This is a genomic window from Paenibacillus polygoni (assembly GCF_030263935.1).
Classification (GTDB): domain Bacteria; phylum Bacillota; class Bacilli; order Paenibacillales; family Paenibacillaceae; genus Paenibacillus; species Paenibacillus polygoni.
On record NZ_CP127162.1, the window covers coordinates 200,001 to 221,939 of the forward strand.

General features: G+C 39.1%; 15 protein-coding genes, 18 tRNA genes, 2 rRNA genes and 1 pseudogene (1 of these 36 cut by a window edge). 31 read left to right on the top strand and 5 right to left on the bottom strand.

Annotation, left to right across the window (positions count from 1 at the left end; translation table 11 throughout):
- From QPK24_RS00950 to QPK24_RS01050, 21 genes are all read left to right on the top strand, one after another.
- Positions 1-439, top strand: a 23S ribosomal RNA gene (locus QPK24_RS00950); it begins 2,490 nt to the left of the window's first position.
- A 116-nt stretch (positions 440-555) separates the two neighbouring features.
- Positions 556-672, top strand: a 5S ribosomal RNA gene (gene rrf / locus QPK24_RS00955).
- A gap of 52 nt (positions 673-724) precedes the next feature.
- Positions 725-801, top strand: a tRNA-Ile gene (locus tag QPK24_RS00960).
- 22 nt (positions 802-823) lie between these two features.
- Positions 824-899 (top strand) — tRNA-Ala (locus QPK24_RS00965).
- A gap of 4 nt (positions 900-903) precedes the next feature.
- Positions 904-979, top strand: a tRNA-Asn gene (locus tag QPK24_RS00970).
- A gap of 5 nt (positions 980-984) precedes the next feature.
- Positions 985-1,073: transfer RNA gene (locus QPK24_RS00975), tRNA-Ser, on the top strand.
- A gap of 32 nt (positions 1,074-1,105) precedes the next feature.
- A tRNA-Glu gene (locus QPK24_RS00980) sits at positions 1,106-1,177 on the top strand.
- An 8-nt stretch (positions 1,178-1,185) separates the two neighbouring features.
- A tRNA-Val gene (locus QPK24_RS00985) sits at positions 1,186-1,261 on the top strand.
- Positions 1,262-1,354: 93 nt separating this feature from the next.
- Positions 1,355-1,431: transfer RNA gene (locus QPK24_RS00990), tRNA-Asp, on the top strand.
- Positions 1,432-1,481: 50 nt separating this feature from the next.
- A tRNA-Thr gene (locus QPK24_RS00995) sits at positions 1,482-1,557 on the top strand.
- Positions 1,558-1,662: 105 nt separating this feature from the next.
- Positions 1,663-1,736 (top strand) — tRNA-Trp (locus tag QPK24_RS01000).
- Between the two features lie 32 nt (positions 1,737-1,768).
- Positions 1,769-1,841, top strand: a tRNA-His gene (locus QPK24_RS01005).
- Between the two features lie 22 nt (positions 1,842-1,863).
- Positions 1,864-1,938, top strand: a tRNA-Gln gene (locus QPK24_RS01010).
- A 9-nt stretch (positions 1,939-1,947) separates the two neighbouring features.
- Positions 1,948-2,023: transfer RNA gene (locus QPK24_RS01015), tRNA-Lys, on the top strand.
- A gap of 11 nt (positions 2,024-2,034) precedes the next feature.
- Positions 2,035-2,115: transfer RNA gene (locus QPK24_RS01020), tRNA-Leu, on the top strand.
- 10 nt (positions 2,116-2,125) lie between these two features.
- Positions 2,126-2,197: transfer RNA gene (locus tag QPK24_RS01025), tRNA-Gly, on the top strand.
- 11 nt (positions 2,198-2,208) lie between these two features.
- Positions 2,209-2,285, top strand: a tRNA-Arg gene (locus tag QPK24_RS01030).
- Positions 2,286-2,299: 14 nt separating this feature from the next.
- Positions 2,300-2,379, top strand: a tRNA-Leu gene (locus QPK24_RS01035).
- Between the two features lie 12 nt (positions 2,380-2,391).
- Positions 2,392-2,465 (top strand) — tRNA-Pro (locus QPK24_RS01040).
- 10 nt (positions 2,466-2,475) lie between these two features.
- A tRNA-Gly gene (locus QPK24_RS01045) sits at positions 2,476-2,549 on the top strand.
- A gap of 396 nt (positions 2,550-2,945) precedes the next feature.
- On the top strand, positions 2,946-4,211 hold the full coding sequence (locus QPK24_RS01050) for a mechanosensitive ion channel family protein (RefSeq protein WP_285745461.1): 1,266 nt from the start codon (positions 2,946-2,948) through the stop codon (positions 4,209-4,211).
- A 143-nt stretch (positions 4,212-4,354) separates the two neighbouring features.
- On the opposite strand, the gene QPK24_RS01055 is transcribed toward QPK24_RS01050, so the two are convergent.
- Positions 4,355-4,933: a TetR/AcrR family transcriptional regulator gene (locus QPK24_RS01055; RefSeq protein ID WP_285745463.1), complete on the bottom strand. Its 579-nt coding sequence runs from the start codon at positions 4,931-4,933 to the stop codon at positions 4,355-4,357.
- Between the two features lie 294 nt (positions 4,934-5,227).
- Between QPK24_RS01055 and QPK24_RS01060 the strand changes: the two genes are divergently transcribed.
- The 3 genes from QPK24_RS01060 to QPK24_RS01070 all read left to right on the top strand — a co-directional run bounded on the left by QPK24_RS01060 (position 5,228) and on the right by QPK24_RS01070 (position 10,825).
- Complete coding sequence (locus tag QPK24_RS01060) at positions 5,228-5,929, top strand: ABC transporter ATP-binding protein (RefSeq protein WP_213536163.1); 702 nt, start codon at positions 5,228-5,230, stop codon at positions 5,927-5,929.
- A 6-nt stretch (positions 5,930-5,935) separates the two neighbouring features.
- Positions 5,936-8,497 carry an ABC transporter permease gene (locus tag QPK24_RS01065; protein WP_285745467.1) on the top strand — a complete coding sequence of 854 codons (2,562 nt, stop codon included), beginning with the start codon at positions 5,936-5,938 and terminating at the stop codon, positions 8,495-8,497.
- A gap of 738 nt (positions 8,498-9,235) precedes the next feature.
- On the top strand, positions 9,236-10,825 hold the full coding sequence (locus tag QPK24_RS01070) for a restriction endonuclease (RefSeq protein WP_285745469.1): 1,590 nt from the start codon (positions 9,236-9,238) through the stop codon (positions 10,823-10,825).
- A gap of 647 nt (positions 10,826-11,472) precedes the next feature.
- Here the strand turns inward: QPK24_RS01070 and QPK24_RS01075 are convergent.
- A protein-coding gene (locus QPK24_RS01075; RefSeq protein ID WP_407082915.1) for an IS3 family transposase occupies positions 11,473-12,623 on the bottom strand; the annotation gives its coding sequence in 2 pieces (ribosomal slippage) (positions 11,473-12,362 and positions 12,362-12,623; 1,152 coding nt in all).
- 462 nt (positions 12,624-13,085) lie between these two features.
- On the opposite strand from QPK24_RS01075, the gene QPK24_RS01080 reads away from it, so the two are divergent.
- The 5 genes from QPK24_RS01080 to pnuC all read left to right on the top strand — a co-directional run bounded on the left by QPK24_RS01080 (position 13,086) and on the right by pnuC (position 17,988).
- Complete coding sequence (locus QPK24_RS01080) at positions 13,086-14,066, top strand: LacI family DNA-binding transcriptional regulator (protein ID WP_285745471.1); 981 nt, start codon at positions 13,086-13,088, stop codon at positions 14,064-14,066.
- A 2-nt stretch (positions 14,067-14,068) separates the two neighbouring features.
- Positions 14,069-14,950: a ribokinase gene (gene rbsK, locus QPK24_RS01085; RefSeq protein WP_285745473.1), complete on the top strand. Its 882-nt coding sequence runs from the start codon at positions 14,069-14,071 to the stop codon at positions 14,948-14,950.
- Between the two features lie 128 nt (positions 14,951-15,078).
- Complete coding sequence (rihC, locus tag QPK24_RS01090; RefSeq protein WP_285745475.1) at positions 15,079-15,975, top strand: ribonucleoside hydrolase RihC; 897 nt, start codon at positions 15,079-15,081, stop codon at positions 15,973-15,975.
- Positions 15,976-16,057: 82 nt separating this feature from the next.
- Entirely contained in the window at positions 16,058-17,254 is a 1,197-nt protein-coding gene (locus QPK24_RS01095; protein WP_285745477.1) for a NupC/NupG family nucleoside CNT transporter, read from the top strand.
- Between the two features lie 71 nt (positions 17,255-17,325).
- Positions 17,326-17,988 carry a nicotinamide riboside transporter PnuC gene (pnuC, locus tag QPK24_RS01100; RefSeq protein WP_285745479.1) on the top strand — a complete coding sequence of 221 codons (663 nt, stop codon included), beginning with the start codon at positions 17,326-17,328 and terminating at the stop codon, positions 17,986-17,988.
- A 223-nt stretch (positions 17,989-18,211) separates the two neighbouring features.
- On the opposite strand, the pseudogene QPK24_RS23545 reads toward pnuC, so the two are convergent.
- Positions 18,212-18,711, bottom strand: a pseudogene (locus QPK24_RS23545) (transposase); the annotation flags it as partial.
- 233 nt (positions 18,712-18,944) lie between these two features.
- Here QPK24_RS23545 and QPK24_RS01110 point away from each other — a divergent pair.
- On the top strand, positions 18,945-19,580 hold the full coding sequence (locus QPK24_RS01110; RefSeq protein WP_285745483.1) for a 2OG-Fe(II) oxygenase: 636 nt from the start codon (positions 18,945-18,947) through the stop codon (positions 19,578-19,580).
- Positions 19,581-19,710: 130 nt separating this feature from the next.
- Positions 19,711-20,529, top strand: a complete 819-nt coding sequence (locus QPK24_RS01115; protein ID WP_285745485.1) for a methyl-accepting chemotaxis protein — start codon at positions 19,711-19,713, stop codon at positions 20,527-20,529.
- Positions 20,530-20,672: 143 nt separating this feature from the next.
- On the opposite strand, the gene QPK24_RS01120 is transcribed toward QPK24_RS01115, so the two are convergent.
- The gene (locus QPK24_RS01120; protein WP_201450759.1) at positions 20,673-20,837 is read right to left on the bottom strand and encodes a hypothetical protein; all 165 of its coding nucleotides are present in this window, start codon (positions 20,835-20,837) and stop codon (positions 20,673-20,675) included.
- A 171-nt stretch (positions 20,838-21,008) separates the two neighbouring features.
- Positions 21,009-21,929 (bottom strand): phosphoenolpyruvate carboxykinase (ATP), encoded by a 921-nt coding sequence (locus QPK24_RS01125; RefSeq protein WP_285745490.1) that lies wholly within the window; start codon positions 21,927-21,929, stop codon positions 21,009-21,011.
- Positions 21,930-21,939: the final 10 nt, after the last annotated feature.

A 21,939-nucleotide genomic window follows, 5' to 3' on the forward strand; every position in this document is an offset into this window, starting at 1 on the left:
AGGCTTATCTCCCCCAAGAGTCCACATCGACGGGGAGGTTTGGCACCTCGATGTCGGCTCATCGCATCCTGGGGCTGAAGTAGGTCCCAAGGGTTGGGCTGTTCGCCCATTAAAGCGGTACGCGAGCTGGGTTCAGAACGTCGTGAGACAGTTCGGTCCCTATCTGTCGTGGGCGTAGGAAATTTGAGAGGAGCTGTCCTTAGTACGAGAGGACCGGGATGGACATACCGCTGGTGTACCAGTTGTTCCGCCAGGAGCATCGCTGGGTAGCTATGTATGGAAGGGATAAGCGCTGAAAGCATCTAAGCGCGAAGCCCACCTCAAGATGAGATTTCCCAACTAGTAAGACCCCTTGAAGACGACGAGGTAGATAGGCTGGGGGTGGAAGTGCAGCAATGCATGGAGCTGACCAGTACTAATCGGTCGAGGGCTTATCCTACAAGCTTTCTGAAGGAAAGCTACTTCGGAAGCATAAGCTAATTAAATCGCAAAGATTGTTTCGTATCTAGTTTTCAGGGAGCAAATCCTTGAATACCGCATTTGTAAAAATGCTCGTTTGGTGGCGATAGCGGAGGGGTTCCACACGTACCCATCCCGAACACGACCGTTAAGCCCTCCAGCGCCGATGGTACTTGGACCGCAGGGTCCTGGGAGAGTAGGACGTCGCCAAGCGAAAACCCTTTTGGGTTATTTTTTTTGCCCTAATGGGTTTGATTAACGATGAGGGCCCTTAGCTCAGCTGGTTAGAGCGCACCCCTGATAAGGGTGAGGTCGGTGGTTCGAGTCCACTAGGGCCCACCATGTAACTTTATAATTCGATTATGGGGCCATAGCTCAGCTGGGAGAGCGCCTGCCTTGCACGCAGGAGGTCAGCGGTTCGATCCCGCTTGGCTCCACCACTATTCCCTGATAGCTCAGTTGGTAGAGCACTCGACTGTTAATCGAGTTGTCACAGGTTCGAGCCCTGTTCGGGGAGCCACTTTTGGAGAAGTGTCCGAGCTGGCCGAAGGAGCACGATTGGAAATCGTGTAGGCGTCACAAGCGTCTCGAGGGTTCGAATCCCTCTTTCTCCGTTGCGAACTTTTTGGAATATTTAATACAGCAAGGCCCGTTGGTCAAGGGGTTAAGACACCTCCCTTTCACGGAGGTAACAGGGGTTCGAATCCCCTACGGGTCACTTTATATGGAGATTTAGCTCAGCTGGGAGAGCATCTGCCTTACAAGCAGAGGGTCGGGGGTTCGATCCCCTCAATCTCCACCATATAACTATCGCGGGATGGAGCAGCTCGGTAGCTTGCTTAGCTCATAACCCGAAGGTTGCAGGTGCAAATCTTGCCTCGCAATTGTAAACCTTGGAACTGTGGTGTAGAGGCCTAACATGCCTGCCTGTCACGCAGGAGATCGCGGGTTCGAATCCCGTCAGTTCCGCCACTTTTATCTTAACTTCAGTAAAATGGAGTACGATATATCGTAATCAATTAGCCGGTGTAGCTCAACTGGTAGAGCAACTGACTTGTAATCAGTAGGTTGGGGGTTCAAGTCCTCTCGCCGGCACCAGTTTTCATTATGGAGAATTAGCAAAGTGGCCCAAATGTATTAGACTGTAAATCTGCTCTTTTATGGGTTCGGTAGTTCAATGCCATCTTCCTTTACCAGTTTCTTAGGGGCATAGTTTAAAGGTAGAACAGCGGTCTCCAAAACCGTTAGTGTGGGTTCAATTCCTGCTGCCCCTGCCATAATCTTATTTGTTTCAGTAAAAGATAAGATGGCGGTCGTGGCGAAGGGGTTAACGCACCGGATTGTGGCTCCGGCATTCGTGGGTTCAAGTCCCATCGATCGCCCATTTATACACCTTATCACTGTTGGGGATTAGCCAAGCGGTAAGGCAACGGACTTTGACTCCGTCATGCATAGGTTCAAATCCTATATCCCCAGCCATTTTAGTAAGAGCCATTAGCTCAGTTGGTAGAGCACCTGACTTTTAATCAGGGTGTCGAAGGTTCGAGCCCTTCATGGCTCACCATATATTTACATGCGCGTGTGGCGGAATTGGCAGACGCACTAGACTTAGGATCTAGCGTCTTTGACGTGGGGGTTCGAGTCCCTTCACGCGCATCCTTTAATTGCGGACGTGGCTCAGCGGTAGAGCATCGCCTTGCCAAGGCGAGGGTCGCGGGTTCGATTCCCGTCGTCCGCTTTTATATATATGCGCCCTTAGCTCAGCTGGATAGAGCGTTTGACTACGAATCAAAAGGTCAGGAGTTCGAATCTCTTAGGGCGCGCCATTTTAATTAAATAAGCCGGTGTGGCGGAATTGGCAGACGCGCGCGACTCAAAATCGTGAGGGAAACCGTGGGGGTTCGAGTCCCTTCACCGGCATAATATATATTACGGGATGTAGCTCAGCTTGGTAGAGCACCTGGTTTGGGACCAGGGGGTCGCATGTTCAAATCGTGTCATCCCGATACTTAATATGCGGGTGTAGTTCAATGGTAGAACTTCAGCCTTCCAAGCTGATAGCGTGGGTTCGATTCCCATCACCCGCTCCAATATTTTATTCAAGTCTAGTTATATAACTAGGCTTTTTTTTGTATATAAAGATAGAAGTTTCGATGTTTTGATTATCTATTTTAGGGACTAGAAGCATAAGGATCTTACATGACGCGCTCTATGAAGGTGCGGGGATTTTAGTGTTTGATTCTCTGGTACACTGTCTTACATCTGAATAGACGAAGTTGCTACCAATTACGGGAGAGGATTTACTTTTGATATTTCAGTAGTTGGGAGTCATAAGAATACAAAATTAATGAACTAGGCGAACTTTCTTAAGAAAAAGGGATGCTCGCTTTGTTTTTAACATCCATATCAGACATCATTTGTATTTGCTTAGGTTTTAAAACTACACTATAATATTAGGCTAATCTACACATAGTCAGGAGGAAACAATGGAATTTATCAGAAATCAGTTAGACGGATATGGAATGAGCGAAGCTGCGGTTGGTTATCTTTCCAACTTGACCATGGCTGTATTTATAGCGTTGGTCTGCATTCTAGCTAATTTTTTAACCAAAAAAATCGTGCTGAAGACGATTATTCATATCATTAATAACAATCGGTATACATGGGACAATATTATTTTGGAGAAAAAAGTGTTTCATAAGCTGTCGCATCTCGTGCCAGCCATCATTATCTATTCTTCTGCACCCATCTTTCCGTCATATGAAATTTTGATTAAAAAGCTGGCAATCATTTATATGATTATCGTAACCACTATGGTGTTTAGTGCGCTACTTAATGCTGTTGAAGCGATATATCGTACATTTGAGGTTTCTAAGATCAGACCGATCAAAGGATACATTCAGGTGGCAAAGATCTTACTATACATCATCGCTACCATTTTAGTGATATCTAGCCTCATTGGTCAGAATCCTTTGATCATTCTCAGCGGGTTTGGTGCCTTATCGGCTGTTCTGATGTTAGTTTTTAAGGACTCCATCTTAGGTCTCGTGGCAGGCGTGCAATTATCCTCGAATGATATGGTACGTGTAGGCGACTGGATTGAAATGCCTAAGTATGATGCGAACGGTGACGTAATTGATATTACACTCAATACGGTAATGGTCATGAACTTTGATAAGACAATCACGATGATTCCGAGCTACGCCCTTATTTCAGACTCATTCAAAAATTGGAGAGGCATGCAAGCATCCGGTGGCAGAAGGATTAAGCGAAGTATTAATATTGATACAAGCAGTATTTCTTTTTGTACAGAGGAAATGATTGAGGAACTTCAGAAGATACACTATCTCACTGATTATGTCACGACGAGATTAAATGAAATTAATATTTATAATATGGAACACGAGATTAATACGGAGAGCAAGGTGAACGGTAGGCAGCTTACGAATATAGGTATATTCCGAGAATACATTCATCAATATCTGAGGAATCACCCTAAAATTCACAAGGATATGACACTAATTGTTAGACAGTTAGCTCCTGGCGATAACGGGCTGCCGCTGGAAATTTACGCGTTTAGCAACGATACCAACTGGGCGGTGTATGAATCAGTTCAGGCTGATATCTTCGATCATATCTTTGCAGTTGCGCCGACCTTTGGGCTTCGTGCCTTCCAAAATCCTACGGGCCATGATATCGTTCATTTAAAAGAAAGTAAAGAATATTCGCGAGAATACTCAAGCTATAATTAGGGAGTTGTTGAAGCAAGATCTGGCTTTATTGAATACTAATTTCATTCGCAATGGCTATATACAGTTTGATGTCGATAATTTAAAACCACCTCAGAGGTGGTTTTTTCGTTTTTATAGAGCATCTTATCAGTGATAAACGAGAATCACTTAAGTGTGATCTCGGCTTGGGTTAAATCGTTATAATTTATAGTGCTTACCGAATTAATAATTTTAACAATTTCACTAGGGGATTCAGGTAAATCATTTTCTAACCATGTTTGAACAATGGCAATACAGCCGCAAACAATGTATCTCATATAATAATGGGAATAAGACTTACTAAATTCCTCAGAAATCTGTTCAAGATCAGCTTTACTCGCTATAACAATAAGTTTATCTAGCAGCTTATTGTCCCTCTGTCTGCAGAATAAAATCTTACACAAAGCCCTGTTTTCTGAGATTAATTCAAGTACATTCAATAGTAGTGAATCTGAATACTCGTTCACAGGCGTTTCATCAATATATTTCACGATTTTATGGAATAGCTCATCTTCCATCGTCTGGAGCAAATCATGTGGATCTTTGTAATGTGCATAAAACGTTCCTCTATTCACATCTGCTCTTTTACATATATCAGTAACCGTAATCTGGTGAATTTCTTTCTCTTCAAGCAGGGTAAGGATACTGTCTTTAATAGCCTTCTTCGTGTACACAACTCTTCGATTCCCTTTAATGCCTACCATAACGAATCTCCTTATAAAAATTTGAAATTATCTAACTAAATCAATTTCATAACTCATTAAAAGGTATTATGAACTTGATCTAACTCTGCAATTGTTATCAATTGAACAAACTTGTTCAATATGTTCATTTCATAACACAAAGAAAATATGTGGTCGTTGTTATTGGATTTTTGCTAATTTATAATATTAACGTACTATTAAACAAACAAGTTGTCTATTTAATGACGATATGAATTGAATACTCATTAATTCGGTAGCATATAAAACAAGCCTGGCAGCTAATGGAGGAATACAATGTCATATATCAAAATTCAGGATGTATATAAAAAATATAAAGTAGGAGATACCGTAGTTGTCGCTAATAATGGGATCTCTTTTTCTATCGAAAAGGGAGAATTCGTTGTTATATTAGGTCCAAGCGGAGCGGGAAAGTCAACGGTACTTAATATCCTTGGAGGAATGGACAGCTGTGATTCAGGAGAAATCATCGTGGACGGGCTTACTATATCTACATTTAATAATAAGCAGCTTACGAAATATAGAAGAGATGATGTAGGTTTTGTATTTCAGTTTTATAATTTGGTACAAAACTTAACAGCCAAGGAAAACGTAGAACTTGCTACACAAATCACCAAGAATGCGTTAGATGTAGATCAAACGCTTGAACTAGTAGGTCTTGATCATAGAAAAGATAATTTCCCATCACAGTTATCTGGGGGTGAGCAGCAAAGAGTATCGATTGCAAGAGCTGTAGCCAAAAATCCTAAATTATTGCTTTGTGATGAGCCAACGGGTGCTCTCGATTACAATACTGGAAAGCAGGTCTTACAAACCCTTCAAGATACATGCAGGAAAATGGGAACAACCGTTATCGTGATCACGCATAACTCGGCAATTGCACAGATGGCAGATCGAGTGATTAAAATCAATGATGCGAAGGTTCGAAGTGTAGAAGTGAATAAGAATCCGATTCCCATTGAAAATATTGAGTGGTAGGGGTACATGATGAAACTTAAGTCATATACGAAATTAACGATTAGAGAAATTTTATCTTCTAAGGCCAGATTCATTTCGATATTGATCATTATTCTTTTAGGAGTTGCTTTTTATTCAGGTATAAAGTCGTCAGGACCCGATATGAACAAGGCGATTAATCATCTTTTTAATGAATATCATTTGATGGATAGTAAAGTTGTTTCGAATTTTGGATTAGATGATGATGATATTGATGTGCTTAGAAATGATGATCGCATTTTGGATTTTTACGCTGCGCATAACATAGATGTAAATCTTACAAACGCCAGTAATGTAGTTAGATTCATGGAATACGATAAGGAAAGTAATATCAATGATTTTATTATTGTAGAAGGTCGACTACCTGAGAACAGTGGGGAAATTGCATTAGATGAAGAAGCTTTAAAACTCAATAAGGACATACAGATCGGACAAGAATATACAATCAAGACTGACGATGAAACAATGAAGAATTTTAAGGAGTCAACGTTCACGGTCGTAGGTATTGTAAGAAGCCCAATGTATATTGAAAAAGGATCTAGAGGCATTACATCTGTGGGAAAAGGAAGTATTGATTACTTTGCCGTACTGAACCGTTCTGATCTAACCATGGATGTATACACTGAGCTATATGTAAGATTTAAAAATGTACAAGGCCTTGATGGATATAGTGATGAGTATCAAGATGTAATGGATGAAAATACTGAATATCTTGAAAAACTATTCGCTGCCAGAAAGGAAGAAAGAATAGAAGAATTAAAGGCAGCATTGCAAAAACAATTTTCTCAAAGTACGGGGAATATAAATCAATCGAATCAAATGAATCAACCATCTACAAATGAACTGGCACAGAGTACGATGGATGTAGATCAGTTAACGTATTATGTATCCGATCGAACGGATAACCCGGGGTATTTAGGATATAAAGATTCCATTCATAGTTTAGATAGTATTGCTTCCGTGTTACCGGTGTTTTTCTTTCTATTAGCAGTAATGATCTGTTTAACAACGATGACGAGAATGGTCGAAGAAAATAGAACCGAGATTGGTACGTTAAAAGCTTTAGGATATGGCAATTTTGAAATAGCGAAGAAATATATGATTTATGCGTCTTTAGCAAGTATTTTAGGAGCTGTGTTAGGAATACTCATTGGAGCGAGTATACTCCCAGGCATTATCAGTAATGCACATGAAAGTTTATATAGCCTACCTAAAGTCAGCATTGTTTATTATCCGTCCTATATCGCTCAATCGCTGTTCATCTCTATATTATGTACGGTAGGAGCTAGTTTATTTGTCTTAAGAGTTGAATTAAGAAATAAGCCAGCTAATCTAATGAAGGTAAAAGCTCCGAAGGTGGGTAAAAAGATACTCTTAGAGAGAGTCACGCCGATATGGAGAAGATTCAATTTTAATTATAAGGTGACATTTCGAAATATTTTTAGATATAAACAACGTATGTTGATGACGATCTTCGGTATATCAGGTTGTATGGCGCTACTTGTTACCGGATTTGGACTTAAAGATTCAAATATAGGTATGGTTGACAGGCAGTTTGGACAGTTGTGGAATTATGAGGCGATGGTCATTCTAGGTGACGATTCTACAGATGAAGAAATGAAAGAATATGATAGTACACTGAATATGTTAACTGGATATGAAGATAAGTTAGATCTGCACCAAGAAGCTGTTGTATTTAGTAAGGAAGATGTGAATAATCAAGAAGCTACCTTGTATGTGCCGCAATCTACAGAACACATAGATGACTATATCATTTTGGGTAATCGTGAATCTGGAGATAAGTATAAATTATCAGATGATGGTGTCGTGATAACCGAAAAATTAGCCAAACTCCTAGACGTTTCTGTTGGAGATACGGTATCGATGACAGATGATGATAATCATACGTATGACACTCGGGTAGATGCGATCGCTGAAAACTACGTTAAACATTATATCTATATGTCACCTGCGTATTATGAAAAGGTATTTGAAAAGAAGCCTGTATATCAAACGCAGCTACTCAATTTCAATCGAGATCTAGCTGATGAAGATGAGATCTCCTCTAAGCTGATGGATCATGAAAATGTGATAAATGTGACGTTAACATCCAACATTCAAGAAGCTAGCGAAGACTCTGTTGCAAATATGAACCTAGTGATGATCGTCATCATTATTTCTGCTGGATGCTTGGCCTTTGTGGTTCTATATAATCTGAACAACATCAATGTATCAGAGCGTATAAGGGAATTATCTACCATAAAAGTGCTAGGGTTCTATGACAATGAGGTAACGATGTATATCGTAAGAGAAAATGTCATACTTACCTTATTAGGAGTGTTTACGGGGTCGTTTTTGGGAAATGGATTACACATGTTTATCATTTATACAGCAGAAACAGATACGATGATGATGTATCCGGATGTATCTATTCTTAGTCATATCTTATCTGCAGCAATAACAATATTCTTTTCAACTATCGTTATGATGATCATGCATGCGAAGCTCAAAAAAGTGAACATGATTGATGCATTAAAATCTAACGAATAGTGTAGAGTACGAATATTATCAATTCAATTTGCCTATCATAAAGAGATAACTCGCAAACTATGTGAGTTATCTCTTATCTTTTGTATTCAGATTTAACCATCCCAAACTTCCATAAATAGTAGAATCTACTTCGTTAAATCCTTACGTATTTTATCTCTCATAGACAATCCATTCTGAAGAAGACAATCAGACTGATCTTAGCGGTAGCCGATTGTGGTGCGTCGGCCTTGGTGACATCATACCTGTAACTGCACCCGTAGAAGCTTGCGTTGTTGTTATCTTTGGACAGGTGTTCGACTCCCGCCAACTTCATTTTGCGTTTGATGAAGTTTTAGAGGGGATTTCGGTTAGGAAGCCGTCAATATAACGACTAACTAGTGTAAGAGGCCAAGATCTTCGTTGTTGCCTTCCTAACTTTCTAATTAATGTATACGGAATTGTTTTTGGTCCTTTACTTGAAAGCTACACTATGATGGGCCTATTTTAGTGTGAAGTCTATCACCGCGGATATTCTCCAGGCTTTTCCTCGTTAAGAAAGATCGCTCGCCTTAATTGGATAGTGGTCTTTTGTGTTTTTACTATATCTAAGCTAATTTTGCTCTAAGCACCTAGATCTTTGGCATTATATTAGATAGTAATTTCCTGTATAGTAGTTATAATAATTTATAGGTAAAAATTGGGTTGTTATATATGAGGAAACATTTTCGAAAATAAAATAATTGAACAGGGGAGATAGTGTTGGCTAGAAGAAGTGGTTTAATGGCTACAATAGCAAGAGAAGCTGCAAGACAGGCAAGAATAAGTGAGGCAGAGAGGAAAAGATATGAACGCGAACAAATTAGAATTGCAAAAGAACAGCAAAGACAACATATTCAAAATGAAAAGGATGCAAAATTACGTTATATAGAAAGCAGAATAGAGGAAACAGATGATCTGAATTATGAGCTTGCTGAACGTATTAAAGATTTATACGGTATATTAGATCACACGTTACAAGTGAATGATATGGTTTCTTTTAACTCTTTGAAGATTAACGAAAAGTTTAGAGATTTCATCGTGCCTACTAGTATTTCTGTTCCGTTAACTAAACCTCAACTAGATGATTATATTAATAAGATAAAGTCCCCAAATCTTTTTACAAAGTTAATCCCTGGTTTTGAAAAGAAATATCAGAGTGCATTAATTGAAGCAAAACAACAATACGAGAATGGCCTTGTTCTGTACGAGGCAAAAGAAAATGAAAGATTAGTTGCAAAGGACAGGTTAAAGTCAGAATACGATCAAGAAAAGTATATGTTTGAGATAAAAGTTAGAGATAGAAATCTAGAAATCGATGCCTTTGAGGAAAGTTATCGAAATGGTGAAAGAGAAGCAATTATTGATTATAATGCTATGGTACTTGAACGTTCTGAATACCCTGCTGGATTTCCTCAAATTTTTCGATTAGCATATATATCAGATTCTAAAGAACTAGTGATTGATTACGAGCTTCCAAATAAGGATATTGTCCCAACAACGATGGAATATAGATATGTTAAAACAAAAGATGAGATAAGTGAGAAATTCAGAAAAATTCAAGAGATTAAAAATATGTATTCAGATGTTGTAGCGGGTGTGACCCTTCGAACCATTCATGAGGTATTAGAGGCAGATCAGGGGAATGTTATAGATGTTGTGGTTTTTAGTGCGTATGTGCATTCGGTCGATCCTGCTACGGGTAAAGATAGTATGCCGTACCTCATTTCAATTAGGGTTACGAAAGAAAAATTTGAGGGGCTTGATTTAAATCGCGTGGAAAAATCAGTATGTTTAAGGAATTTGGGAGCACAGGTATCTCCTCGACCCACTGAATTGCAAGCTGTAAAACCAATTTTGGAGTTTGATATGGTTGACAAACGTTTTGTTGAACATGAAGATATGCTTGGATCATTGCAAGGGCTTCCTAATTTAATGGAACTAAACCCATATGAGTTTGAGATGTTAGTTACAGATTTGTTCGCAAGAATGGGATTAGATGCAAAATTGACCCGTTCATCAAAAGATGGTGGTGTTGATTGCGTTGCCTTCGATACCCGGCCTATAGTGGGCGGTAAAGTAGTTATTCAGGCAAAACGTTATAAAAATACTGTAGGTGTTTCAGCTGTAAGAGACTTGTACGGGACAATGTTAAATGAGGGAGCAAACAAAGGAATTTTAGTTACAACAAAAAGTTATGGTCCAGATGCCTATGAATTTGCAAAAGATAAGCCGATTGAGTTAATTGATGGCGGAGGATTACTCTACTTGTTAGAAAAGAATGGAATTAATGCACGAATCATTTTTGAATGATGTAACTACGATAAAATCAGAGGACAGGATCTAGAAAGAAATTGTCGTTCGTACCAAAGTGGTTATCGGTTGAAATGTCCAGAATCGCCGTCCTCCGCAAAATGTATGTCGTAATTCAGTTGCTTGCTGATTTCAAAGCAGGTGTTAAAAATGAGAAGAAATTTCTGGATTCTGGTGAAAGATAAATCATTAGATAAGATTGTGGATTTTGTTTTATCGAAGCACCTTCCGTAAACGGTTGGTGTTTTTTATTTTAATGATATCTTTCGTAAGGTTAAAGGGTCTTTAACTATTCAAAAAATATCCTGATTAATGAAAAATAATCTGTACTTAGTTTTGAGTTTCTCGTTTTGTTTTGCCATCGTGAGTGATTATAGAGGAGGTTGATCCGTCATATGATAACAGAAGTTTCAATCTTACGCATTCAATCGGTCTATTCTATTGATAATCACAATATTACTGCCACCGTTTTACATTAAGAACCTATAATAATAAAATTTGATTATGTACTTAAGCAATGAAGAGTGTTAGATATTTATTGATTCTGCTGCATCACGTCTTAAAAAATTGAAACACGCGAATAAAGAAGAGAGTCAGATTTGGTCATAGCCCCGTCAAGTAGACATTAAAAAAAGAGGATTTTCCATTTACGCGGCGACTTTTTCCCGGAATTCGATTGGGGAGAGGTCGCCGAGTTTGTTTTGGAAACGTTCCTTATTGTAAAATGAAATATACTCCGTAATTTGGCTTCTTGCTTGTTCCAGATTATTAGGCTTTTCCAAATACAGCTTTTCCGTCTTTAAGTGGGAAAAGAACGACTCGATACAAGCATTGTCATAGCAGTTTCCACGTCGGGAATGACTCCCTGTCAACTGCTTCTCTTCAAGCAACTTAGCATAGCTTTTCGAGGTATACTGAAACCCTTGGTCCGAATGGAGCAAAGAGGGTCCATCTTTTAGTTGCTGCACAGTGTCCATAACGAGTTTTAGGTCATTGCGCTCGGAGAGTTCCCAGGCTACTATTTCGTTGTTATATAAATCCATTACAGCCGAGAGATAAGCAAATTCATGCCCAATCCGGACATATGTAATATCTGTCACAAGCTTCTGCACAGGAGCAGTCGCAGAGAATTCCCGATTTAAGACATTAGGGAACAAGGCCGATGGTTTGCGGCCACAAAACGGACGTTTCTTGCGAATAACAGAACGAATCTGAAGTTCTCTCATTAAGCGACGGACCTTCTTGTGATTCACAACGAAGCCTTCTTTTCCTAAAGCAGTACGCATTCGCTTGTAACCGAAATACGGACGAATTCGATGAATGCTCAAGATGTGTGCCTTTAGATCTGCATCACGATTTGCTCGTTTCTCTCGATGAACTAAATTCTTCTTCCATTTATAGTAGCCTGCACGTGATATTTCAGCGATTCTACATAGCCAAACTACGGGAGCCACTTTGCTTATTTCTCGAATGGACTGGCACCGGGCTTCGAAATCCAGCTTCCCTCCCCGTGCAAGTTTGGATTTAGCTTTTTTAGATATTCTACCTGCGCTTTCAGATATGCATTTTCTTCTTCCGCACTACTAAAATGCTTCTTCGCCCAACGTCCCCGGTAATCCTCAAACCCCTCACCATTTTGGCATTTACGAACCCATGTGATAATCTGGCTCTCACTTTTGATTCCAAACTTCTCCATGATTCGACTGTACGTCCACCCTTCTTCTACTCGCAAACGGACAGCCTCTTTCTTCGTTTCTTCACTATATCGATTAAAAGTTTGACCTTTCTTCGCTGACATAACAAAAATCCCCTCCGGTTTTCCAGTGTTTGAGTTCATTGTAACATGTTCTCTTTTTTCACTGTCTACCATGAGGGGATAATACCAATTTGAACGAGCAACGGTATGTTTTTTTGAAAAAATCCAAAAAGTTAGGGACCGAATATCCCAGCTTAATGCATGTACCTATTATACATGACACATGAGGAAGGACTATAAGTGGTACACTAGGAGCCTGACAAGTGATTTTTATGGTCTTTAATAACCCTTCCAATCAAGACAATCGAATAAGTACATTAATCATATATTTAAATGATGTAGAAGAATCGATATTCCAAACAACTGCGACGCTATTATATTTTTTTGTAAGCATTCTACTTTTGGTGACATTAGACTATTTTCATTCTTGTAGTTGACTATACTATTAAATTCGATTAAACTAAATATGTAATCGGTTACATGAAATTAGGAAGGATGCTTTTAGTGGCTACTATTAAACAGGTTGCAGAAAGAGCTGGAGTTTCTGTTGCGACAGTTTCTCGAGTCTTGAATGACAATGGGTATGTACAATTAGATACTAGAAAAAAAGTGGAAGAGGCGATCGATCAGCTTGGGTATATCCCTAATGAAGTGGCGCGTTCTTTATATAAAAAAGAATCCCGTTTTATTGGTTTGCTGCTGCCGGATATTACAAACCCCTTTTTTCCAGAGATGGCTCGTGGTGTTGAGGATGAGCTTCAGGAAGAAGGATTCTATTTGCTTTTTGGTAACAGTGATGAGAGCTTAGAACGAGAGCTAAAGTATATTCAAACTTTTGTACAAAATAATGTGGTCGGTCTTATATCTGCAACAAACTTAGCAGATAAAGCCAATTACGATAATTTACCCATACCAACCGTGTTTTTGGACCGTGGTTCCCAAAGCGAATATTCTGTTTACTCCGATGGTGTAGAAGGCGGCAGAATAGCGGCCAGTGAAATGATTAAGCGAGGCAGCCGTAAAATAACAGTTCTCAAAGGTCCGGCGCATGTCATGCCGGTTCAAGAGCGTTTTCAAGGAACTATTGAAGTTTTAGTCCAAGCCAATGTCGATTTTCAAGTGATTTCGTTGGAGTCTCTTTCTTTCCAAGAAGGAATGAGACGAGCATATGAAATTTTTGAGAAGTTTCCTGAGACAGATGGAATTATTGCAAGTAATGATACGACAGCTACAGCCATACTGCATGAAGCTTTGAGTCGTGGGAAATCTATTCCCGATGAGGTCCAAATTATTGGATTTGACGATATTCAGCAAAGCAGCCTGGTGTTTCCATCCTTATCTACGATTAGACAACCGATTTATGATATGGGAAGAGAAGCGGCTAAATTACTAATAAAATTAATTAAGAAGCAAGCGGTTGAACAACCGCATATTAAATTAGATGTATCATACGTAAATCGCAATACAACTAGGAAGGTGAAATAAACGTGGTGAATGTAACGGTTATTGGAAGTTCTTCTATGGACTTCGTTGTAACGACACGGGTACGTCCAGGTGTAGGAGAGACAGTCATGGGTGAATCCTTTAAGGTTGTTCCCGGAGGGAAAGGAGCAAATCAAGCAGTGGCTGCAGCACGATTGGGAGCTAATGTTTCTATGATTGGCTGCGTCGGCGATGACTATTATGGTCAAGTTATTCTGGATAATTTCGAAAAGAATGGTGTTGTGACTCGTAATGTGAAACCGGTTACAGGTGTGCCAAGCGGAACAGCTCATATTATGATAACGGATGGCGATAACAACATTGTGGTAGTGAAGGGAGCAAATAATCATGTCACACCTGCTACTATCGAAAAAGCTTTGGAGGTAATCCAGACATCAGATATTGTTCTTATTCAGCATGAGATTCCGATGGAGACAGTAGAATATGTCAGCCAAATGTGCGAAAAATATGGTGTACCATTACTTTTAAATCCAGCACCGGCTGCGCCGTTGTCGGAAGATATTTTGAGCAGAGTAACATTTTTGACACCTAATGAACATGAAGCAGCTGAATTATTTAAAGAGAAACATTTATCGGAAGTATTGAAGCATTATCCGAATAAGTTATTTATCACAGAAGGGAAAAACGGCGTTCGCTATTTTAATGGAAATGAAGAGGTAGTAGTCCCTGCTTATCCAGTTGAAGCAGTTGATACGACTGGAGCTGGAGATACATTTAATGCGGCATTTGCTGTAGCCCTAGCAGAAGGAAAAGAAACTATAGAAGCATTGAAATTTGCAAATCGCGCTGCTTCTTTATCAGTAACAAAATTCGGTGCTCAAGGAGGAATGCCTAAACGCGAGCAATTAGAAGAGTATCTTAATTAGGTAAGGGTTAAGGGTTAACAGGACAGAGTATAATAGAGGTGTTTATGTTAGAAATCAGATGTATCAATGTGTAACCGATTACACATTCTTGTCAATCTCATTTTAAAATCTTGAGGAGGAACATTACCATGAGAAAAATTCCAATTATTATTGACACAGATCCAGGTATTGATGATGCAGCAGCGATTGGTTTGGCTTTTCATAGAGACGAATTAGACGTGAAATTAATAACTACAGTAGCCGGAAATGTTGATATTACTAATATCACAGCGAATGCCCTGAAGCTTGTATCTTTCTTTGATCAAGATGTTCCTGTTGCGAGAGGTATGGAGACCCCGTTACTCAAACCTTATGAAGGAAGCTGTGTACATGGGGAGACAGGCATGGACGGTTATGATTTTCCAGAACCTACTCAAGAGATTATAAAGCTGCATGCTGTTGAAGCGATTCGTTCCTTACTGGAGGAATCAGAAGAGAAAATAACGATTGTTCCTATTGGTCCATTAACGAATATTGCGGTACTGCTGTTAATGTATCCGCATGTGAAACACAAAATTGAGCGAATTGTACTTATGGGCGGCTCCTTATCTGGAGGAAACATGAATGGTCCAGCCGAGTTTAATATGTGGGCTGATCCTCATGCAGCGAAGATTGTACTTGAATCGGATGTAGAGGTAGTGATGATTGGTCTTGACGTAACATTGAAAGCGCTTATCGGCGAGAAAGAACTAGCTCAATGTCAAAACAAGTCTGCTGAGATGTTTAATGCAATCTTCCATCATTATAGAGATGGTGATATGGATCATGGTGTTGTTATGCATGACTCCTGTGCTATTGCATATTTAACGAAACCCGAATTGTTTACCATCGAACGCAGACATATTCAGGTTATCACCGAAGGACCAGCAAGCGGTATGACAATGGAGAAGTTTGAAGAAGAGACAACGAATATGAATGTTGCTGTTGGTATTGATTCGGAAGCTTTTCAGGTTTGGTTTCTTGAAACCCTACATCGAATGAAATAAAGGTTCAGACTATTAAAGTTATTTGCTGCATTAGTTTAGAAAGTTCAGACATTTTAACCTTCTAGCAGAAAAGGGGATTGTCATGAAGTACCTAATTTTCATCCTATGCTTAATTGCAATTTTTCTACTAGCATATTTAGTGAGTTTCGATAGGAAAATGGTTAAGAAAAAGCTCAAAACCATTGCTATCATTCTAGGTATTCAAATTCTATTGGCTTATGTTTTCCTGCATACAACGATTGGTATCAAGATAATTGGTGGTGCTTCCAAATTATTTGAGAAGCTATTAGGCTACGCTAATGTAGGGATTGAATTTGTATTCGGGGGTATGATCGAGGGTGGTTACGCCACTTTCTTATTAACCGCATTATTCCCTATTGTATTTATCTGTGCGTTACTTGGTATTTTACAATACTTCAAGATCCTTCCTTGGTTCATTAAAATTATGGGGACAGGATTGAACAAAATCAGCAGGCTTGGCAAGCTAGAATCCTATAGTGCAGTAAGTGCCGTTATTATCGGTATGACAGCTGTATTCGTCTCCATTAAAGATCTTTTGCCAAAACTCAACAAACAACAAATGTATACAATTGCTGCTTGTTCGATATCAACGGTTGATTTAAGTATTGTTGGCGCTTATATGAATATGATTGATCCTAAGTTTGTGATTTTAGCAATTATTCTTAACCTGTTTAGTGTATTTGTCATTCTATCCATTGTTAACCCATATAATCCAGATGAGGAAAATGAAGCACTGACAGTGATTAGCCAGCCAGCGGAAAAAGACGAACGCGGATTCTTTGAAATACTCTCTGATTACATGATGGACGGATTCAATCTGGTATTGGCTATTGTTGCTATGCTGCTAGGATTTGTAGCATTGGTTGCTTTCCTAAATGGTATTTTTGACGGTATTTTTGGTGTGGATTTCCAAACTATATTGGGCTATATTTTTGCTCCTTTTGCTTTCTTAATGGGTGTGCCTTGGGACGAAGCGGTTCGCTTCGGTGGATTAATTGCAACTAAGCTGCTGTCTAACGAATTCGTGGCAATGACAAGCTTTATAGAAATGGAAGGATTATCAGAAAGATCTACAGGTATTATTTCGGTATTCCTTGTATCGTTTGCTAACTTTGGTTCAATCGGTATGATCATTGGTGCCTTGAAAGGTCTTTGTCCGGATCAAAGTAAAGTCGTTGCTGGTTTTAGTCTTCGTTTGCTCTATGGAGCGACCCTTGTTAGCTTTTTATCCGCGGCAGTAGTCGGTCTAATTTTATAAGATAGAAGTGGAAAACGGTATCCTTTTAACAAGAAATATGTAAAGTAACTCGATCAGGAGGCAGCTAGAGATTGGGCAAATGTTTGAGACATCCTCTGTTTATTATTGGTGCTAGTATATTAGCTGTTATCGTAGGTATAATTATGAAAGCCCCTTTACTTGATACGGTGGTTTCTGTACTAGGCATGGTACATGTATGGCTACTGATGAAAGAAAAGATGCTTAATTTTATTTTTGGTATTATTGCTTTTGGCTGTTACGTATATATTTATGTTTCTTCCGGATTATATGCTATGGCTGTCGTTGCTTTTGTACAAACTATGTTTCTATGCTATGGCTGGTTTTTCTGGAATAAACAAAAGCAAGGTGATGAAGTTCCCCGAACAAACCGTTTTACACGTAAACAATTACAATTTTGGATACTGGGAATGGTTGCAGCTTGGTTCATTTGGGGACTACTTGAGAAAAATGTATTTGGCGGATCTCTGCCTTTTCTGAATAGTCTAACAGCTGTTATTGGATTAGTAGCTGAATTTTGGCTCAGCCGCAAGTATCTAGAGAATTGGCATCTCTTCATTCTTTCTGATGCTTTAGCTGTATGTACAGTTCTCTTAAGTGGTTTGTACCCAATGGCAATTCTTTATGGTATCAATACGCTGCTCTCGGTCCAAGGTTTACGGGAATGGAAGGCTAATGAGCATAATAAAAAGATTAAAAAAATGAATATAGCTTAAATTTGTATGACTTATTAAAAAGAAAAAACTTTAATTATTCTAATGAGGCTTTGCATAACCTACAAACCCAGTCACTTATAAGACTGCGTTTCAGATTGTAGACAAAAGGCATTCGGAATGTATTCATTCTGAATGCTTTTTGTCATTTCTACTTCTTTTTTTCCTGTGGCTTTACGCCGGGATTGGGCTGTTACACGACCATCTGATAATTTTCTTTAAATTTATGATCATCCTGGTCTTGGTTAATTTTCTTTTCCAGTTTACGTGGGTAAGCTCTTGTTTTTTTGCGTACAAACTTCTTTTTGAATTTTCGTTTGTTCGCACTCGCTTTACGTGTGTAGAATCAATGAAAACATGCTCTGTACTGAGTAAGTGTTTCTCAGCTGCAGTCCGTAAAAAACGGTAGAAAATCTGTTCAAATAGTTCTGTATCTTTAAAACGACGTTCATAGTTATTTTCAAAAGTGAAGAAATGCTTAACTTAATCATAAAAGTCCATAGCTCAAAAAAACCAACGATCCTCCATATTGGTCTGTACTTCTTCGATCGTTTTTCGCATGGAACGAATAACAAAGGTATATCGAATAAGAGGAAATTTAATTAAGATGACCGGATCGATGCTAGGTCGTCCAATTTCCGAATGATGATCCTGATCCAAGTCGTAGATGAAAGAAAAGTCGATCGCCGATTCTATTTTGCAAACCAAATGATCTTCTAGAACCAGTCTGCATCATTCATAAACGGATGATGTTTTTATTTAATGAAGATATTAGAATCCTTTATAAGGTTTAGGGGACCTTTTTTCAGTGGAAAATAGTCTAAAGAATATGTGTTGAAGTATATTCCTATACGTGAGCTGTTTCTATAATATATTTGAAATAAATGTAAATTGTTATTGTTTAGTATAGGTTCTCATTTTTGGTCATTGTAAGTGATAATAGAGAGGTTGATTCAATTATGACAAAGGAAGTTTCGATCTTACCCATTCAATCCGTCTATTCTATTAATAATCACATGATTACTGCCACCGTTCTACATGAAGAACCTTTAGTAATGAAATTTGATCAGGTATTAAATGATGAGGAATGTCAGATGTTTATTGATTCTGCTGCCTTACGTCTTACAAAATCAAAACTCGCGAATAAAGAAGAGAGTCAAATAAGGACGAGCAGTGGCATGTTTTTTGAAGAAAATGAAAGCCCTTTAATAATAGAAATTGAAAATCGCATTTCAAATTTAATGCATGTACCCATCTCACATGCGGAAGGACTACAAGTATTGCATTATGAACCTGGGCAAGAGTTTAAAGAACATTATGATTTTTTTGGGGCCAGTAGTCCTTCTAGCCATAACAATCGAATCAGTACATTAATTATATATTTAAATGAGGTAGAAGAAGGAGGGGAAACAACCCTTCCGAGGTTAGGCATTACCATGAAACCAGTGAAAGGTTCTGCGATTTACTTCGAATATTTCTATAACAATGAGGAGTTAAACGAATTAACTTTGCATAGTGGAAAGCCTGTGATCCGCGGTGAAAAATGGGTAGCGACTCAGTGGATGCGTAAACAACGAATTCGAGAAGGATACTAAAGTCAGAGAGACCACGATTGCGGTGGTCTTTTTTATTGTTTCTATACTCATTCACAGAATTAACCAATGATGGTAAAATTGAATGATTAGTAGTTTTAATACATAGCTACGCATTAAGGAGAATCATAGAATGAATACCATTGAATCCTTGGACACTCTGATTACCATGATTCCAATCTTAAAGGCAGCAGTTCCTGCTGAACTATCGATTGCCATTTGTGATACAGAGAAATTTATTGCCTATTGGCCTGGAGAAGATATTAATTTGGAGATCCATGTCGGCCAACCTTTGCACCACGAAGAACCGTTAACGCAGGCAATTCGGGATAATATAGCATTAAAAGCAGAGGTGCCTGCCTCATTTTATGGTTTTGAATTTATAGGGACGGCTACACCGCTTCACAATACAAGTGGTCATGTCATTGGCGGTATAGCCATTCAGTTACGCAAGCAAAGTGAGCTAATAGCCATAGCGGATCAAATTTCGCTCTCACTAACACAAGCCAACAAACAGATCTCAGAGGTGGCAGAAGATTCATCAAAATTAGCCGATTCTGCTCAGCAGCTACTTACGTTCGCCCATCAGACGGTAGAACAGGTGAAAGAAACAGATAAAGTTGTAACAATTGTCAAAAGAGTGGCGGATCAGACGAATTTATTAGGAATTAATGCGGCAATTGAAGCAGCTCATGCAGGAGATCTAGGAAGAGGATTCGGTGTTGTAGCGAGTGAGATACGGAAATTATCCAAGGAGTCGCTTAACTCTACGAATGTGATTCAAACTACACTGAAAACATTTGAAGAGGCAATTAGCGAAATGCGCGTATCCATTGAACAAATGACCGCGATTGTTGAACGACAGGCAACATCGTCCCGCCAGGTTTCCGATTTTATCGAAGAAGTGGATCGGATGTCAGAACAGTTGAATGAATTTGCAAAGAAATTATAACTTAGCTTTACTTAGCTTCTAACAATCATAGATCAGTGGGATCAATGGCTCTAAGAGACGACTATAGAATCCATTTGATGCTCAGTAAAAAGAACCAAGCGGATGCTTGGTCCTTTTTTTTGTATACACTCATAGGTTCTTGACTAGTGATAGCTTTCCTTATGCTTACCGTTGTCATCATGTTGCGATTGTTTCCGGCGATCATTACGGGCCTGCTGTTGTTGCTGAGCATCTAGGCTGTTTACAGGTGTTGATTCCAAATCATTTACTTCGTTGACCAGGTTTTTGTCAGGTTGGTTAGGGCTCAATGAATGGTCCTCCTCATGAATCGGATTAGTGATTAAGAGTATAATGTGCTGGATACTGTGTAACTATTCGTTTAGAAAAATGTAACAACCGTTTCCCGGGGTATACCCAGAAAACGGTTGCTGTTAAAAAACTTATTTTGTTTTCAATAGTTATATGATCAATGATTATTCTTATTTCCCGATTGTATCCAAAACCATCGTAGTTAGTTCATTCACGGTATTCTTATGTATTGGTCTTTGAATTTCGTATATATCCATATTGCTGGCTAAGCGGGCTGTCGTGTCAAAATGCCATTTTGCTAACCCACTGTCTTGTATAAGGGATTTACGGTATGTATGACGATATAGAAGCGGTAACCGTTCTAACTTCTGAATCGCTCTTATTTGGGGATTAACACAATCTGTTTTAATGAGCTCAAATATACCGGCTAGCGGAAGGGTATCGGAGGAGAAATGAGATTCCACAGGAACGGCGTATTTGTTTTCACGTTCGAATAGGGGGCGAAATTGATTTGAATTCATGCCCAAAGTATCTAAGCTTTCTTGCCATAGCTTTTGCTGCGGGTAGGCCGGTGTTACATAAGGAATATTCTGATGATCCAGCGTTACTGCTATGACATCATCTGTTAATAGTTGATACCCTTGTTGCAGAAGAGCCGAAGCGAGTGTGGATTTACCGTGTCCGGAATGTCCAACGAATGCGTAAGCTTTGCCGTTAATGACTATCGCACTACCATGTAAGGGAAGGACTTTTCGCTGCATTAAAATAGCACCCATGCATGTTCCAAGTATATACAAACGTATTTTATCTTCATCGGCACCATTCTCAGGGGAGATAGAGATGGTTTTTCCGTCCTCTATAGCGAAAACAGCCAGATCAGCGACCCTGAACATGACTATGTTCTCCATACATACGGATGTTTTCGATGTAATCGAGAGCTTTGACCATTGTTCTGTTAAGTCAGCGTAGCGAATGACAATATCGACATTGTGATTGGGATCATCTAGTTGTTGCACCTCAGGCAAGGCAATATCGCTATGTATGGAATACCCGAAGGCCGTGTATAGGTTTTTGTTAAGGATTTGAGTCACTGTCCTCACT

Bases quoted from the DNA above. Each gene is read 5' to 3' on its own strand.
- QPK24_RS01055 (WP_285745463.1), bottom strand. From the start codon at position 4,933: ATGGTAGGCATTAAAGGGAATCGAAGAGTTGTGTACACGAAGAAGGCT.
- QPK24_RS01050 (WP_285745461.1), top strand. From the start codon at position 2,946: ATGGAATTTATCAGAAATCAGTTAGACGGATATGGAATGAGCGAAGCT.
- QPK24_RS01115 (WP_285745485.1), top strand. From the start codon at position 19,711: ATGAATACCATTGAATCCTTGGACACTCTGATTACCATGATTCCAATC.
- QPK24_RS01060 (WP_213536163.1), top strand. From the start codon at position 5,228: ATGTCATATATCAAAATTCAGGATGTATATAAAAAATATAAAGTAGGA.
- QPK24_RS01110 (WP_285745483.1), top strand. From the start codon at position 18,945: ATGACAAAGGAAGTTTCGATCTTACCCATTCAATCCGTCTATTCTATT.
- QPK24_RS01095 (WP_285745477.1), top strand. From the start codon at position 16,058: ATGAAGTACCTAATTTTCATCCTATGCTTAATTGCAATTTTTCTACTA.
- QPK24_RS01065 (WP_285745467.1), top strand. From the start codon at position 5,936: ATGATGAAACTTAAGTCATATACGAAATTAACGATTAGAGAAATTTTA.
- rihC (WP_285745475.1), top strand. From the start codon at position 15,079: ATGAGAAAAATTCCAATTATTATTGACACAGATCCAGGTATTGATGAT.